Here is a 14,809-nt window from a genome sequence, read left to right as displayed (position 1 = left end):
CTCAATTATCCTTCATCGCAGCTTTTAAGGCTGCTGCTAATGGGCTTTCTTCCGGTTCTTCTGCTTGAGAATATTTCTTCATCAAACGACGTTCTTCATGTTTTGTCATTTTTTTCTTCTGCTCTTTTTTCCCTAGCATTTTCTCTGTCGTCCCGTCAAATTTACAACGGAAGTAAGCCCCATTCTTGCCTTCAATGATCTCCATTTTTCGGTGACATTGTGGGCAACGATGGTTAGAGACTTTCGGATCTTTCCGACGACGATAGCTACAATCTTGATTCGTACACACATAGATTTTGCCATCTTTTGTGTTCTTCTCACGGAGATTCGAGCCACAATCCGGACATTTCTTTTGGGTAATCGAAAAATCTTGGTATTCTTGCTTACTCGTTTTGATTTCTTGAACAAGTCGCTTCGTTTCTTTTTCGATGGATTGTAAAAAGACGTTGGCTTGTTTTTTTCCAAGCGCGATCGCTTCTAGATCTCTTTCCCAACTTTCAGTCAAATCTGGTGTCACAAGCGATGGATTGACCAGTTCTAACAACTGCTTGCCCTTCGGTGAGACTTGTAAGCCTTGCGGTGTCCGTTCCATTAATTCGGATTTGATCAATTTTTCAATGATCTCCGCACGAGTCGCGGGCGTGCCTAAACTGTGTTTTTCCATTAAGCCTAGCAGACTTGCTTCCGTCAAAGGTTTCGGCGGTGCTGACAATTCTTTTTTGATCGTAAAATCAGGTTGGATACGCATGTCTTTTTTCCAGTCAAACGAATCCACATGACTTTCAGCAGAGGTTTTCCAACCAGCTTCCAACACCCGGTTTTGGCGGAAAACAAATTGTTCGTTCCCAAATACGACAGTGATTTTCGTTTGACTGATTTTATGTGGTTCTGCAAACAAGCCTAAGAAACGTGTCACGATCATTTGATAGATTTTTTGTTCTTCGTTGCTTAATTTTTCATAGCGTGGACGATTTTCCGTCGGCAACAAGGCATGGTGATCTGTTACTTTATTATCTTGGAAGACACTTGTTTGACGAACCACTGCACCATTTTTCAAATAAGTTTTCACTTCTGGTGCAAAATCGCTGATGGCTTGAAGTCTTTCTTTCATCGTACTTTTCATATCATTCGTCAAATATTTACTATCTGTTCGTGGATACGTGACGATCTTGTGCGTTTCATATAAACTTTGGACAAGACCCAACGTTTTCTTTGCAGAATAGCCATAACGTTGGTTGGCTTCTCGTTGGATCTCCGTTAGATCATAAGGCAGAGGAGCTTTTTCTGTCTTTGTTTTTTCTTCAATGTTGACTACTGTTCCCTTACTCTGACTAAGGGTTTTAACAAACGCTTGGGCTTCTTCATGGGATTTCAAAGCAAATTGGTTTTTTTGGACCATTTTTGCTTGTTCATTGCCGACTGTCAATGAAATCGTAAAATACGTTTGTGGTCGGAATGATTCGATTTTCTTTTCCTGATTACGCACTAAAGCTAAGGTTGGTGTTTGTACCCGACCCGCTGATAAATTGTCTTGATATTTTACTGTCAGCGCACGTGTCACATTCAATCCGACCAACCAATCTGCTTTTGCCCTAGCCAAAGCAGACTCATAAAGCGCATCATAGCTTTTAGCTGGTTTCAATTGGCTGAAACCTGTCTTGATCGCTTTGTCCGTTTGAGAGGAGATCCACAAACGTTTCACCGGCTTATTGAAGTGAACATATTCCAAGATCCAACGTGCAACGAGTTCTCCTTCACGTCCGGCATCTGTCGCGATCACTGCTTCTGAGACATCTTTACGACTAGCCAATTGCTTGATGGCTTTCAATTGATGACCAGTTTTTGGTAAGGGTTTGATCCCTAGTTTTTTAGGGATCATCGGCAAGGTTTCCATCTGCCAGCTTTGCCATTCCTTATTTAGGTCTTCTGGCATCTTTAGACCTAATAAATGACCAAGGGCCCAAGTCACGATCACCTTGGGTCCTTCGTAATAGTTTTTGTGTTTTTGATTAGCACCAAGCACCTTGCTTAGGTCTTTCGCAACGCTTGGCTTTTCCGCTAGAATTAGTTGTTTCATAAAAATCCTTTCTGCTTTCCAAAGTAATCGGTTGATAATCTTTCAGCAAAGCAAGTCCTTTGTATTGCTGCAAATCATCATCGCATTCTTCACACCAGCGCTCATCGCCATCATTCCAAAAAGCGCTAAGAAAATTATTTTTGGCATGGATATACTTATAGTTGTCTTTAATGGCCAGCCATTTTTCTTCATAGTTTTGTTGTGCTTCTTCAAAAGAGGTGAAAGTTTCCTCCATTTGAATATCTTCTTGCCAATCTTCAAAGAACCACCAAGGCTCATTATCACCGAACATTGTAATTACTTGATACATACATGCGCTCCTTTTCTCAGGTCATCTTAAAAACATATTAGTCACTTTCCAAGAAAGTTGCAAGAAATTTTGCTTAAAAGGGGCTTTTTATGAATGTTCAGAAAATTAATTTAAATGATGCCTTTTATTTTATTGGTAAAGTTGCAATAAAGTCGTCGATCATCCAGACATAACTTTCTTCTGGAGAAACATTCGGTTCATTGGTAAAGTACCCTAAAAAACGTAACGAAAGGTACCCATGGATCATACTTCGCAGTTCTCGACTTCGATGGACCTTTTCTTCTTTCGACAAAGAAAAAGCGTCAAATATTTGTAAAATGATTTGGTTCGTTTCGTGTATTCCCTCTAATAGAATTTCTTCATTTGTATGCGGTACACTGATCAGCAGTTCATAGACTGCCTGATTTTGAAACGCAAATGACTGATAGGTTTGCGCGTACGCTTGGATCGCTTCTCCCTTACTTTTCCCAACTAACACTCGACGTAATTGATCATTCAACTCCGTTAAAAGTTTCGCAGTCAACGCCGTTTTCACTTCTCGAATATTCTTAAAGTGGTTATAAAGCGACGGTGATTTGATATTCAATGCCTTAGCTAAATGTTGGAAAGTGATTTGCTGTACAGCCATCTCTTCTGCCAATTCTCGAAAGCAGTCGATGATTTTCTCTTGTGACAGCGTTCGTTTTTTCATTTGATTTCCCCTCTTATGGAATAAACTCAATCCTTTTAAGTTTACCATGAAAGACGAAGAGAAAAAAGACTTGTTATTGATAAACTACACATTGTAGTTTATAATAAATAATTGTAGATGAAAATTTTCAGAAAGAAGGCTTTAATTGTGGTGTCAAGGGTAAAAGAGGCAGTATTCAGAAAAAGAGAAACTTGGGAGAAAAACCTAGTTGTTTTGTGGTTTGGTACATTTATGGCAGGGATTGGGTTTAGTCTAGTGATGCCTTTTATGTCGCTTTACATAGATACGTTAGGAAATTACAGTACGTCACAATTGAACTTTTGGAGTGGCTTGACCTTCTCCTCTACATTCCTTGTTACTACCTTGATTTCTCCATGGTGGGGACGACTTGCCGATCAAAAAGGCCGAAAGTTGATGCTGTTGCGCGCTTCTCTAGGGATGGCGGTAGTGATTTCCTTGATGGGTCTAGTAACCAGCGTGTATCAATTAGTCGCATTACGTCTGTTGCAGGGGATTTTTTCCGGCTATATCAGTAACGCTACAGCTTTAGTCGCCACTGGTACTCCAAGAGAAAAAAGTGGACAAGTACTTGGCACTTTGGCGACCGGCTCTGTGACCGGAACATTGCTTGGTCCTTTACTTGGCGGACTTTCTGCTTCTGCTTTTGGGTATCGTCCTACCTTCTTTATCACTGGGACAATTTTGTTCTTCGTTTTCTTACTTAGCTTATTTTTTGTCCATGAACAATTTGTTCCCGTAGAAAAAGGTGAGTTGGTTTCCGCTAAACAAATTTTCCGTGACCTGAAATACCCACATGTCGTCATCGGTATGTTCATTACGACAATGATCATCCAAGCATCAAACAATTCGATCAGTCCAATCATTAGTTTATATATCCGTCAATTGTTACATGGACACGGCAACGTCACGTTAATCAGCGGGATCATTGCTTCTATTCCCGGCATAGCCACCCTGATAGCCGCTCCTCGTTTCGGTCGCTTAGGCGATAAGATTGGAAGTGAACGAATCTTAGCCATCGGATTAGGCTTTGCCTTGATCGTCTATATCCCCATGGCTTTCGTAACGAATGTATGGCAACTTGCAGGACTACGATTTTTGATCGGGATTTCCGACGCTTGCCTCCTTCCAGCGGTGCAAGCATTGATTACTAAATACTCTCCCCCACAAGCTGCCGGAAGAATCTTTAGTTACAATCAATCCTTCCAAGCAACCGGGAATGTAGTTGGTCCGTTGATTGGTTCAAGCGTTTCAAGTATCTTCGGTTATCGTGGTGTCTTTTTATCCACTTCCTTACTGGTACTTGCAAACTTTGTGCTTGTTCGCCATAATACGAAGGAGATCCATAAGCAGGAAGAAACAAGCAATAGTCATGCTTTCGTCAATAAATAGCAAAAAAGCCACAGGATTCGTAAAAAAATCCTGTGGCTTTTTTAGATTATCTTAGACGTATTGCAAAACTTTCGCTTCTTGATACGCATGATCGATCAATCCGCCCCCTAGACATTCCATTCCGTCATAAAAAACAACGGCTTGTCCTGGTGTGATTGCGCGTACGGGTTCGTCGAAGATGACTTCTGCCCGATTATTTTCTAATAAGCGTACAGTTACCGGTACATCTTGTTGGCGGTAACGGAATTTCGCTGTACATTTGAATTCTTTTGGCATTGGTTCATTTGTTGTAAAATGGATTTCGCTTGCATCCAAACTGGTTGCATACAATGCAGGATGATGGAACCCTTGTCCAACATATAATGTATTCGTCGCAAGATCTTTACCCACCACGAACCAAGGTTCTTGTGAATCGCCACCGCCGCCGATACCTAAGCCTTGACGTTGTCCGATCGTGTAGTACATCAAACCAGCATGTTCCCCTTTGACTTCACCATCAAGGGTCACCATATTGCCTTTTTTAGCTGGTAAATAGTTACTTAAAAATTGTTTGAAGTTCTTTTCACCGATAAAACAGATACCAGTTGAGTCTTTTTTCTTCGCAGTTGCTAAACCGGCACGTTCTGCAATCGCACGTACTTCTGATTTTTCCATACCGCCTAACGGAAACATCGTTTTTGCTAATTGTTCTTGTGACAATTGGCTAAGGAAATACGTTTGGTCTTTGTTATTATCGACCCCACGCAACATATGTGACACGCCATTTTCATCACGTGTGACTTGCGCATAATGGCCAGTAGCAACATATTCCGCTCCTAAGTCCATTGCATAGTCTAAGAATGCTTTAAATTTGATTTCCTTATTGCACATTACATCTGGGTTCGGGGTACGTCCTGCACGATATTCTGCTAAGAAATATTCAAACACACGGTCCCAATATTCCTTTTCAAAATTGACCGAGTAATAAGGAATCCCGATTTGGGCAGCGACTTTCGCTACATCCTTGTAATCTTCCGTCGCCGTACAGACGCCATTTTCATCGGTATCATCCCAGTTTTTCATAAAGATCCCGATTACATCATAGCCTTGTTCCTTTAACAAAAGTGCTGTTACAGATGAGTCAACACCGCCACTCATCCCAACGACAACGCGTGTTTTGCTGTTGTCTGTCATGGTATCACCATCATTTCAATTAGATTCTGAAACATCTACGAGTTGAAGGTCGCAACTTTTCAGTATTTTACATTATACGTCATCTTTCTGAAAATTTCACCCCTAAATAATCAATTTAAAAAAGCGACGTTTTTTAGTTGGCCCATTCTGTACTTTTCAGATACCAAAACTTTGCTATGAGAGGCGTTTTATTCATGATTTAGTTTCTTACTACATTCACCAAAAACAAAAGTAACAGCACAACATTGAAATATGTAGAAAACAAATAGTTGATAAACAATAAGTAAAATTTTCGCCGGCTAGTTTCAAGCTTTGTTGCGGCGTATAATCCAATCAAGCCAGAGATCACCATCAACATCAGTAAAGGAATCAAATAATAACTTTCGAATGAATGACTTTGAAAAATAATCAAATAATGAGCATAAATAAATGCGAGTGTAGAAATAGACATCGGGATGATCAAGCCCATGATAAAGAATGCTTTCTTTTTCTCTAACTCATGAAGCGCGCCCACAATCAATACGTACGCAACAGGGAACAATAAATACTCCACCTTACCAAAGCTGACAAAACCTAATAAAGTTCCTAGTACAATACCATACATCAAAACAAGATGAATGCCAATGAGCACCCTTTTTAAGAATGCTGAGGGGATTCTAGTTGAGTAAAACAAACTGATTCCACTAATGATCCACCAAGAATATTGGACTGTTCCAAATAACCAAAAAAATTTGAAAACAAAAACTAAACTTCCTAATAGAAAACAAAGCGCCAATAGATAGAACGAAATATATTTATTCGGCATACTTTTTTTTACAAACATTCCACTCACTCCTTTTAAAAAATACTTATCTAGTAGAAAACCACCAGCCAAAGATACAGAACCAGTTAACCAAAATGATCAATACTTTTACCCAACCGAATTTTATTCCTGTTGAAAAAAATAAACTAATCCCACTCAAGAACCAGCAAATCGTGGAAATCATCAATTTAATCTCGCCAGCATATGGTGAATAAGATAAAAAATAAAAACTTGTAAAAAAAATGACAAGCACAAAAATAGTAAGCAAAAAAACTCAAATCTTTTAGGTTCAATTGAAATCATTCATTGCACTCCTTTTTTCAACGATTAACGATCACAGCTTACTAGAAATAAACTCAATCACACGCATCAAACTCATAGCGGTCGCAAATCCATAATTTACGACTAAGAGATATCCTTTCTGATAGTTACTCATCGTAAGACAGTTCGTAAGATAAATCCCCATAAGTCCAGGAATTACCATGTACAGGATAAATGCAAAACTTGAAAGTGGCTCTTCTCGATATAGAAAGCTCCCCATCATTAATAAGATAGACAACAGCATCGACAGACCTAATCCTATTTTATGGAATTTCATGTTAATCTCCTATTCATCTTTTATTTATTGAGGCGTTATGGTGCTTTTTTCTATGTACAGTTACTGTTCATTTCATCAGTAAATAGAGCCTTAGCTAAAAGAGAACAACCAACCATAGATACAACTAAAGTTCAAAAAAATGACTAAGTTTTTTAAGACTTTACTTTCAATGAACCTTGAAAAAAATAAGCTTATACTGCTAAGTAGCCAACAAATCGATGTCAATATTACTCGCAATTCAATACCATATCGTCCTCCTTGAACCATGCTGAACGTAATCACACTGATCGATAATAGTAAAATAATCAATGAACAATATTTTTTGTATGTACTTTTCATTTCAAACTCCCTTTCAAATAATAATTAACTTTATTTTTTGTCCAAAGTTAAAACAATTAATTGAATGAATTGTCCAATAATTATAAATGTAGCAAAAAAATAATTCAGAGAAACAATCATCCATTTGTATCGTCCAAGATTCGCTTTCATCGAATAATAAAACCCAGCTAATCCAGGAAATGTCATAATGAAAAACAATAAGACACTCTGAGGACTATCTCCATAAACGATTCCTCCAACAAAACAACAAATCGAAAAAAACATCGCTATTAATAATCTGAATTGATTATTCGTCATCTTATTCTCCTTTTAATTTTATGAATATCTGTAGTTTCAAAAATCAAAATATAAACCACCAACCATAAATACAAAAAATATTCGCTCCTACAACAATACACTTAATAAATTTATTGTTGATTCCTGTAGAAAAAAACAAACTACATCCACTCAATAACCAACAACTGATAACGATGATTCCTTGATATACAAGAGGCAAAGTTCTATAAGATGAAAAATAACTGCTACTAAATAAACAAGAAGCGAACAAAAAGATGATCGATAAAATCCAGTACTTGTTATTCTGTTTTATAATCATATGTGACTCCTTCTTTCTTAAATCCACTCACAACTAGATAAAATTTCTATTAATTTTTGAATTGTTCAATTAATACATAAAATAAAATGTACTAACTTGTAAAAAACTCTATCCCGAAGACTTGTAACCAATAAATTACGATAATCAAGACAGTACTGTAAGTAGCGAAAAGGTAATTCAGCCCTAGCAGTAGCCATTTCAACTTCGTCTTTTTTATTTTTGTCGAACAATAAAAACCAATCAAACCCGGAAAACCCAAACCTAATGCAAAAAGAATCCCTTCAATTTCTCCACTTAAATAAATATGTATATAAAACAGACCACTTACACATGCAAGCATTGACAAACATAAAACGACTAGATTCAATGCACGTTTCATTCTTCTTTCTCCTCCTTATCAACATCAATATTTCTCACTAAAAACAGAAATAGCTTCAAAAATTCAAAGAAAAATGAAAAATCGTAGATAAAAAGACATAGCCAAACACAAAATTCAACGTAATCAACGTCCTTTTCAGGTATCTATCTGCGATTCCTAGCGCAAATACGATACTCCCTCCATTGATGACCCAACAAATCGAAATTATAACTATAAACAGATGCGGTTGATACTTAAATGAATCAAACAAGATGGGACTAGCAAAGATACACGTAATAAATACAAGAAAAATTGACAATATCAATAGAACTACTGATTTTTTTGTACAAGACTTATTTTTTAGAAAAGACATTTATACGCTCCTTTTACTATTTTTAATTTTCTATTTTACAAGCACACATAGACTAACCAAAATAAAATAACCAACCATAGATACAACAAAAATTCACTAATATGATTCCTCTTTTCAAATATGGATAAGTGATTTTCGTTGAAAAAAACAAACTTACAGTGCTACATAACCAACAAACCGCCATGATGAATATTCTGATTTCATAAAGAAATTTAGAATATGGATAGGCATGGAACAAAAATAAAAGAATAGAGATTGCCAATAAAACAATTGAAAAAATAAATTCTAAATAATTTTTCTTGGTTAACATTCCTATTCCTCCTCGTAAAATAGCCTTAACTCATTTGGATAAACTTTCTAATGAACCATTCAATGAATTGCCCAATAACAATATACGTAGCAAAAAAGTAATTCAAAGAAATAAGCAACCATTTATAATGTCGAAGTTCCACTTTAGTGGAAAAATAAAGTCCTAGCAGACTTGGAAAAGTCATCATGAAAAACAAAATAATTCGTAGAGCACTCTCTCCGGAAATGATTCCTCCAACAAAGCAACTCATCGAAAAAAACATTGCTATAGATAATCTGAATTGGTTATTCGTCATCTTATTCTCCTTTTAAATTTATGAATATCTGTATTTTCAAAAATCATATATAAACCACCAACCATAAATACAGAAAATGTTGATGCTAATGACAATACGCTTCAGAAATTTATTACTGATCGCCCGACAAAAAAATAAACTAAATCCGCTTAGTATCCAACAACCGTAGACAATAATCCTTTGATATACAAGTGGATATAGTCTATAGGATAAAAAATAATGTCTAGCAAGTAGACATGAAAGTATCAATAATACAAACGACAAAATCCAATATTTTTTATTTTGAATCATTTTTTTCTCCTTCTTTCAATATCTTTCTTGATACGCCTGTTCCTTTTTATTTATAAAAAAATTGTAAGAAAACATAGACCAAATCCCATATGGTGAGCGTAGTCGCAAATAAATAATTCACGACTAACAGAGACCATTTCAAGTACCTTCTCATAGTGATTTTTGTGGTAAAATGGATTCCCGCAAGTCCTGGGATAATGATCACAAACACCAAGATGAAGCCGATATATCCTCCGTAATCTATGATTGCTCCCAATAAACATAAAATCGATAAAATCATAGAAACAATTAACCTGATTTTATAACCGTTCATAACTATCTCCTCTCATAATTTCATTTAAGTTATTGTTGTTCGGATGACCAGTTTACTTGATAGAACTTAACAATCAATAAAAAATCCACCAACCATAGATACAGAAAATGTTGATGCCAATGACAATCACTTTCAGAAGTTTATTCCTGATTCCTCGACAAAAAAATAAACTAAATCCGCTTAGTAGCCAACAGCCAATAATAATGATTCTTCGAAATATAAGAGGGTATTGCATATAAGGTAAAAAATAATGCATAGCAAGCAGACATGACAGACCTAAAAAGACAAATGATAAAATTAAATACTTTTTATTTTGAGTCATTCTGATTTCTCCTTTTTCTTATTTTTTGAGATATACAATACTTTATTTATATAAATCTAAAAAAGCATGAATAAAATACCAACCACTAAGCATAGTCGCAAATAAATAATTCGCGACTAACAGAGTCCACTCTACGTACTTTTTCATGGTAGTTTTTGTAGTAAAATAAATTCCCAAAAAGCCAGGAATTATGATTACAAATGACAAAATAAAACCAACATACCCTCTATAATCTATGATTATTCCCAATAAACATAAGATCGATAAAATCATAGAACCAACTAAACCGGTTTTATAACCGTCCATCCAATCTTCCTTTCTTTTCACACCTTTTAGGTGATACGATTCATTGATCCAACTGATTTTTATTCGTTAATCTCTTGTAACCTATAGAACCCTCGTTAAAAACTGGATTAAATATCTGATATGAAGATGCGTTGCGAATAAATAATTTACGATGAACAAAAAAGATTTCAGAAGCTTATCCATAGTGATTTTAGTTGTAAAATAGATCCCAAAAAATCCTGGAATAATTGTTAAAAAAACTAACAACAATCCAATTAGTCCACGTCCATCAATCAGCGAACCAATAATACACAGAATAGATAAGGACATTGACATACACAAGCCGATTTTGTACTCATTCATAAGCTACTCCTATCTTCGCTTCATTTTAAATAATCAAAAAAATTGATAATTAGTTATTTAATACAAAAGTTTAAATAACATATAACCAAACACTCAACATGGAAATAATTTATTATAAACACGAAATTTTATTATATTAATAATTTTAAATTATATATTCTCTTTTTTTCAATTACGATAAAAAACAAAAAATATATTTTTTTGAAAAAAATTATATGTTATTATTTTATCATAGAAAAAAGAGAGATTATTATGGATATTAAACTTTTTTTCACAATTTTTTTATTAATTGTTTCACTTCAATTCTCAAGTATACAGGTCTATGCTGAAGTGGAAGTCTATCAGTCATTCAAGGAAATGCCAATTATTTATTACAATCAGATACCTCATTTAGATGAAAATCAATTGAAAGAATACAAACGTTAAGACAATAATATGTATTTATACAAGCAAGCAGAACGGTTAGCAAAAATCCTACCACGAAGGTTCTTCACTATTGGAAACTCTGTAGATAATATTATTTTTGAAAAAATCCTGAATATGGAACTTATGGTCCATTGAACACAGTCCAACTATTATCCTGAAGAGGTCCTTATCGTCTACTCAACAAATATCACGAATGATCTTAAACGTTTGAATGATGGAACAGCCACTGTTGGTAAAGGATTGAATAATCAAGGAAAACTCGTCAATTGTATTATTTAAACTTTCAATAGCTCCTTGGATTTTATGTCTGATGAATCTATAAAGTTGTTAACAAGGATTGAACAAATGGACTCTACACTTTTTCCACCTAATATCTAGATGAATGGCGAAAATAAAACAGGTGTGAGACAAAAGTAACATTTCCTTTTGTCTCACACCCTAAAACCGAATATACGTTGGGAACAGAAGTAATCTCATCAGAAAGGCGACAGCTACAAAAATTTGAAAACATTTTTTGTAGCTGTCGCCTTATTTCTTGAGGGAATCCATCCCCCACCTTCTTTTCACCTTCTTTTCCTAATGGTTATTCTTCTGATCCAGCAACTTCTGTCTCTTCGATGAGGGAGAGTTCATCGACTTCACCGGATTCTTTATCAGTCAGTCGGCTCATTCCTGTCACAGGATTAATCTCTTCTTTGATCTCTTCATCTTCATAAACTAGATAAAAGCGATTTTCTGTACCATATTCTTCTTGCAATGTTTGAAGCAGTTTGTCATTTGTGACTGTTTCAAGTGCTTTGAACGCATCGTACTCTTCAATCGTCCCCTTTTCCTTATCTGTTATTCGAGCCATTCCAGTAATCGGATTGATTTCTTCTTTCGTTTGATCATCTTCATACTCTAAAAAGAATTTGTCCTCTGTCCCGTATTCTTCTTGTAGTGATTTTAGAAATTCTTCTTTTGTAAATAATTCAAATTCCCCGAATGCTTCATATTCTTCCGTTTCCTCTGTTTTTTTATTAGTGGTTCTAGCCATTCCAGTTACTGGATTGATTTCTTCTTTGTATTCATCATCCTCAAATTCAAGATAAAATCTGTCTTCTGTGCCGTATTCTTCTTGCAACATTTTTAATAGTTCTTCTTTTGTTTCTACTTCTTCACCGACTTGTTCTGTTCCTTGCGATGTGTCAGCAAAGGTAGGAACAGCACCAAAAGCAAATGCACTGAATAGGCCAACAGAAGCTAAACTTACACTCAATTTTTTGATCATATGTCATCACCTCTCTATTTGATATGGATTTATAATAACTTAAAATTTAGAACAAAAATGGATTTAAATGTAAACAAAAACCGCTTATTATCTAAACTATTCTTTAATTAAGAATAATTTAAAAATAACTAACGGTTTAAAATTATCGAGCGATGTTTAGCGTTGAATTTTTTGTAGCTCTTGAAACTTTGCTTCATAGATTTCTTCAATCTCTGCTTCCGAAAGTGGCGTGCCAAACGGGCGTTTTGCTTTTAATAATTCTCGCTCCGGCGCATCTACTCCTACATTGACGTCGTTGCCGATGGGTACGCTGTAGTGATGGATATGTCCATGAAGATTGCGTATTTTATCATTGCCTCCGAGCAACAATGGATAATGGGTCAGATAGTATTGTTGGTGATTGAATTTTATGATGACACCTACATCATAAAAGTGAAATTTTTGCTTTCCTTCCTTTTTCCACGGATCATGTTGTTCCAAGTAGTTGAAAAAGGCCCGACTGTCATGATTCCCTTTGATAAAGTGGATCGTGCCATTCAGTTCTTTGACTAAAGAAAGAATTTCTGCGCTACCTTTTTCATACTTAGGATGCATCGCGAGGTCCCCTAGATGATAAACATGGTCGGATTCCTTTACGACTGCATTCCAACTAGTGATTAATTGATGATGCATGCGGGCAATATTTTTAAATGGTCTCGGCGAAAAATCACTATTACCGAGCAACCGTTCATGGAAAAAATGCATATCGCTGATAAAATAATTCATCTAAGCTCACTCTCCTTTATAAATATCGTATGTGAAAACAAAAAAATAGGCAATCAATGCCTATCTTAAAAAAAGAAATCTATTGCTTTGTCTTAGCTATGTTTACTTTGTAATTCTAAATCGTAGTTTCTGGCTGAAGGAACCAAGTACAGTGCAATTGCGCAAAGTAATGTACCGACACCAGCAATCACAAATAGTTTCTCCACACCAATGGCATCTGCTAGTGGTCCAGCAAAGATCAAACCGATTGGACCAGGCAGAGACATCAGTGAATTGAACACACCCAACACTCTTCCTAAAATACTTGGCTCAAAACTTTGTTGGATCATCGCCATGACTAATGTATTGTAGTAAGGCGTAGCCAAACCGGCAATGGCATTCAACAGAACAAAGTAAATAAATCCTTGTGAGGTTGCTGGCAATAAACCACTCGCTGTGATGGATACCCCTAAGACGATATAGGAGATGATCACTAGCTGCATTCGATTCTTAAAATGACCAGAAAAACCAATGATTGCGCCTCCGACTAACATTCCAACGGCGTAAATGACTTCGATCAATCCCGCTTGCCCAACTGTGCCATTAAAATAACCCATCGTCATCAGTGGATATAAGCTTGCGGCAGGCATGAACAACAGCATGAAAACTGCCCCATTGAGCATAATATGCCATAACCCTCGCTTCTCATATAGTTTCTTTACTCCAAATTTAGTATCAGCTAACAAATGAACTGCTTCTCCTTGGATGTCCATCTTGGGAATTACCACAAGAATCAACAATCCTACACCAAGAATGGCACCTAATACATCCAAAAGAATCAAAGCATTCATCGGTACCGCAGCAAATAAAAAAGCACCTAATCCAGGAGCAACGATATAATTCGCTGATTGCACCATCCCCAATCGCCCATTGACCCTTGTTAATTCTTCTTCTGGAACCATTGTTGGTAAAATCGATTGGATCGTCGGCATTTGAAATGTCTGTGCGACCGAGCGAATAAATAAAGAGACAAACACTAACCAGAGCGGAAAGGTCGACATCACTGTTCCTACAATGGATAAAATAAGTGCAAAGATCGCAACAATGATATCCGTATAAATCAATAATTTTTTCTTATCCCAGCGATCGATCAGCGGCCCAACAAACGGACTTAATAGAACCATCGGCAGCATTCCTAATAATGTGGCAAAACTTAAAATAGTTGCAGAACCTGTTTCTTGCGTCAAATACCAAATAATAGCATATTGAACGACCATACTTGTGATTCCTGATAAAAATTGTCCCATCAAAAATAAATTAATATTCTTTTTCCAGTATTTCTGCATAACGCCTCCAAATTTTGTATTCTTTCTGTATTTTACCATTCATTTGTCTTATATTTTTTTATAATTATGATTATTTTATTATTGCTTGAAAAACATGGTACACTGTAGAAAAAAACGG

15 protein-coding genes are annotated in these 14,809 nt (G+C 35.9%); 2 read left to right on the top strand and 13 right to left on the bottom strand.

Translation table 11 applies throughout. The features are described 5' to 3' along the window. Position 1 precedes the first annotated feature (1 nt). From EM4838_RS02170 to EM4838_RS02160, 3 genes are all read right to left on the bottom strand, one after another. Positions 2-2,077 (bottom strand): DNA topoisomerase III, encoded by a 2,076-nt coding sequence (locus EM4838_RS02170; RefSeq protein ID WP_071866650.1) that lies wholly within the window; start codon positions 2,075-2,077, stop codon positions 2-4. Next, a complete protein-coding gene (locus EM4838_RS02165) occupies positions 2,010-2,387 on the bottom strand; it encodes a DUF1033 family protein (RefSeq protein WP_071866651.1) in 378 nt (125 codons plus the stop codon). The genes EM4838_RS02170 and EM4838_RS02165 overlap by 68 nt, the downstream gene beginning before the upstream one ends. 124 nt (positions 2,388-2,511) lie before the next feature. Continuing rightward, positions 2,512-3,078, bottom strand: coding sequence for a TetR/AcrR family transcriptional regulator (locus tag EM4838_RS02160; RefSeq protein WP_010736170.1), 567 nt, complete (start codon positions 3,076-3,078; stop codon positions 2,512-2,514). Positions 3,079-3,225: 147 nt separating this feature from the next. On the opposite strand from EM4838_RS02160, the gene EM4838_RS02155 reads away from it, so the two are divergent. Then, a complete protein-coding gene (locus tag EM4838_RS02155) occupies positions 3,226-4,488 on the top strand; it encodes a multidrug efflux MFS transporter (protein ID WP_071866652.1) in 1,263 nt (420 codons plus the stop codon). A gap of 51 nt (positions 4,489-4,539) precedes the next feature. Here the strand turns inward: EM4838_RS02155 and mnmA are convergent, their stop codons facing one another. From mnmA to EM4838_RS02090, 7 genes are all read right to left on the bottom strand, one after another. Then, entirely contained in the window at positions 4,540-5,661 is a 1,122-nt protein-coding gene (gene mnmA / locus EM4838_RS02150) for a tRNA 2-thiouridine(34) synthase MnmA (protein WP_066025126.1), read from the bottom strand. 199 nt (positions 5,662-5,860) lie between these two features. Beyond that, the gene (locus EM4838_RS02145; protein WP_071866653.1) at positions 5,861-6,484 is read right to left on the bottom strand and encodes a hypothetical protein; all 624 of its coding nucleotides are present in this window, start codon (positions 6,482-6,484) and stop codon (positions 5,861-5,863) included. A gap of 946 nt (positions 6,485-7,430) precedes the next feature. Next, entirely contained in the window at positions 7,431-7,697 is a 267-nt protein-coding gene (locus EM4838_RS02135) for a hypothetical protein (RefSeq protein WP_071866656.1), read from the bottom strand. A 389-nt stretch (positions 7,698-8,086) separates the two neighbouring features. Beyond that, positions 8,087-8,374 (bottom strand): hypothetical protein, encoded by a 288-nt coding sequence (locus tag EM4838_RS02125; protein ID WP_071866657.1) that lies wholly within the window; start codon positions 8,372-8,374, stop codon positions 8,087-8,089. Between the two features lie 404 nt (positions 8,375-8,778). Further along, positions 8,779-9,036, bottom strand: a complete 258-nt coding sequence (locus EM4838_RS02115) for a hypothetical protein (protein ID WP_071866659.1) — start codon at positions 9,034-9,036, stop codon at positions 8,779-8,781. A 632-nt stretch (positions 9,037-9,668) separates the two neighbouring features. Beyond that, positions 9,669-9,935, bottom strand: a complete 267-nt coding sequence (locus tag EM4838_RS02100) for a hypothetical protein (protein ID WP_019724199.1) — start codon at positions 9,933-9,935, stop codon at positions 9,669-9,671. Between the two features lie 364 nt (positions 9,936-10,299). Beyond that, positions 10,300-10,563: a hypothetical protein gene (locus EM4838_RS02090; protein WP_071866663.1), complete on the bottom strand. Its 264-nt coding sequence runs from the start codon at positions 10,561-10,563 to the stop codon at positions 10,300-10,302. A gap of 594 nt (positions 10,564-11,157) precedes the next feature. Between EM4838_RS02090 and EM4838_RS16435 the strand changes: the two genes are divergently transcribed. Next, on the top strand, positions 11,158-11,331 hold the full coding sequence (locus EM4838_RS16435; RefSeq protein WP_157811366.1) for a hypothetical protein: 174 nt from the start codon (positions 11,158-11,160) through the stop codon (positions 11,329-11,331). A gap of 583 nt (positions 11,332-11,914) precedes the next feature. On the opposite strand, the gene EM4838_RS02080 is transcribed toward EM4838_RS16435, so the two are convergent. The 3 genes from EM4838_RS02080 to EM4838_RS02070 all read right to left on the bottom strand — a co-directional run bounded on the left by EM4838_RS02080 (position 11,915) and on the right by EM4838_RS02070 (position 14,730). Continuing rightward, complete coding sequence (locus tag EM4838_RS02080; RefSeq protein ID WP_071866665.1) at positions 11,915-12,601, bottom strand: hypothetical protein; 687 nt, start codon at positions 12,599-12,601, stop codon at positions 11,915-11,917. A 156-nt stretch (positions 12,602-12,757) separates the two neighbouring features. Then, positions 12,758-13,366 carry a metallophosphoesterase gene (locus tag EM4838_RS02075; protein WP_071866666.1) on the bottom strand — a complete coding sequence of 203 codons (609 nt, stop codon included), beginning with the start codon at positions 13,364-13,366 and terminating at the stop codon, positions 12,758-12,760. Positions 13,367-13,458: 92 nt separating this feature from the next. After that, complete coding sequence (locus EM4838_RS02070; protein ID WP_081367420.1) at positions 13,459-14,730, bottom strand: MFS transporter; 1,272 nt, start codon at positions 14,728-14,730, stop codon at positions 13,459-13,461. Positions 14,731-14,809: the final 79 nt, after the last annotated feature.

This window comes from Enterococcus mundtii (assembly GCF_002813755.1).
Lineage (GTDB): Bacteria > Bacillota > Bacilli > Lactobacillales > Enterococcaceae > Enterococcus_B > Enterococcus_B mundtii.
Note: the sequence above shows the minus strand (reverse complement) of the source record. Positions and strands in the feature narration are given on the sequence as shown.

Bases quoted from the DNA above. Each gene is read 5' to 3' on its own strand.
- EM4838_RS02090 (WP_071866663.1), bottom strand. From the start codon at position 10,563: ATGGACGGTTATAAAACCGGTTTAGTTGGTTCTATGATTTTATCGATC.
- EM4838_RS02165 (WP_071866651.1), bottom strand. From the start codon at position 2,387: ATGTATCAAGTAATTACAATGTTCGGTGATAATGAGCCTTGGTGGTTC.
- EM4838_RS02125 (WP_071866657.1), bottom strand. From the start codon at position 8,374: ATGAAACGTGCATTGAATCTAGTCGTTTTATGTTTGTCAATGCTTGCA.
- EM4838_RS02170 (WP_071866650.1), bottom strand. From the start codon at position 2,077: ATGAAACAACTAATTCTAGCGGAAAAGCCAAGCGTTGCGAAAGACCTA.
- EM4838_RS16435 (WP_157811366.1), top strand. From the start codon at position 11,158: ATGGATATTAAACTTTTTTTCACAATTTTTTTATTAATTGTTTCACTT.
- EM4838_RS02160 (WP_010736170.1), bottom strand. From the start codon at position 3,078: ATGAAAAAACGAACGCTGTCACAAGAGAAAATCATCGACTGCTTTCGA.
- EM4838_RS02135 (WP_071866656.1), bottom strand. From the start codon at position 7,697: ATGACGAATAATCAATTCAGATTATTAATAGCGATGTTTTTTTCGATT.
- EM4838_RS02100 (WP_019724199.1), bottom strand. From the start codon at position 9,935: ATGAACGGTTATAAAATCAGGTTAATTGTTTCTATGATTTTATCGATT.
- EM4838_RS02075 (WP_071866666.1), bottom strand. From the start codon at position 13,366: ATGAATTATTTTATCAGCGATATGCATTTTTTCCATGAACGGTTGCTC.
- EM4838_RS02145 (WP_071866653.1), bottom strand. From the start codon at position 6,484: ATGTTTGTAAAAAAAAGTATGCCGAATAAATATATTTCGTTCTATCTA.
- EM4838_RS02115 (WP_071866659.1), bottom strand. From the start codon at position 9,036: ATGTTAACCAAGAAAAATTATTTAGAATTTATTTTTTCAATTGTTTTA.
- EM4838_RS02070 (WP_081367420.1), bottom strand. From the start codon at position 14,730: ATGGTAAAATACAGAAAGAATACAAAATTTGGAGGCGTTATGCAGAAA.
- mnmA (WP_066025126.1), bottom strand. From the start codon at position 5,661: ATGACAGACAACAGCAAAACACGCGTTGTCGTTGGGATGAGTGGCGGT.
- EM4838_RS02080 (WP_071866665.1), bottom strand. From the start codon at position 12,601: ATGATCAAAAAATTGAGTGTAAGTTTAGCTTCTGTTGGCCTATTCAGT.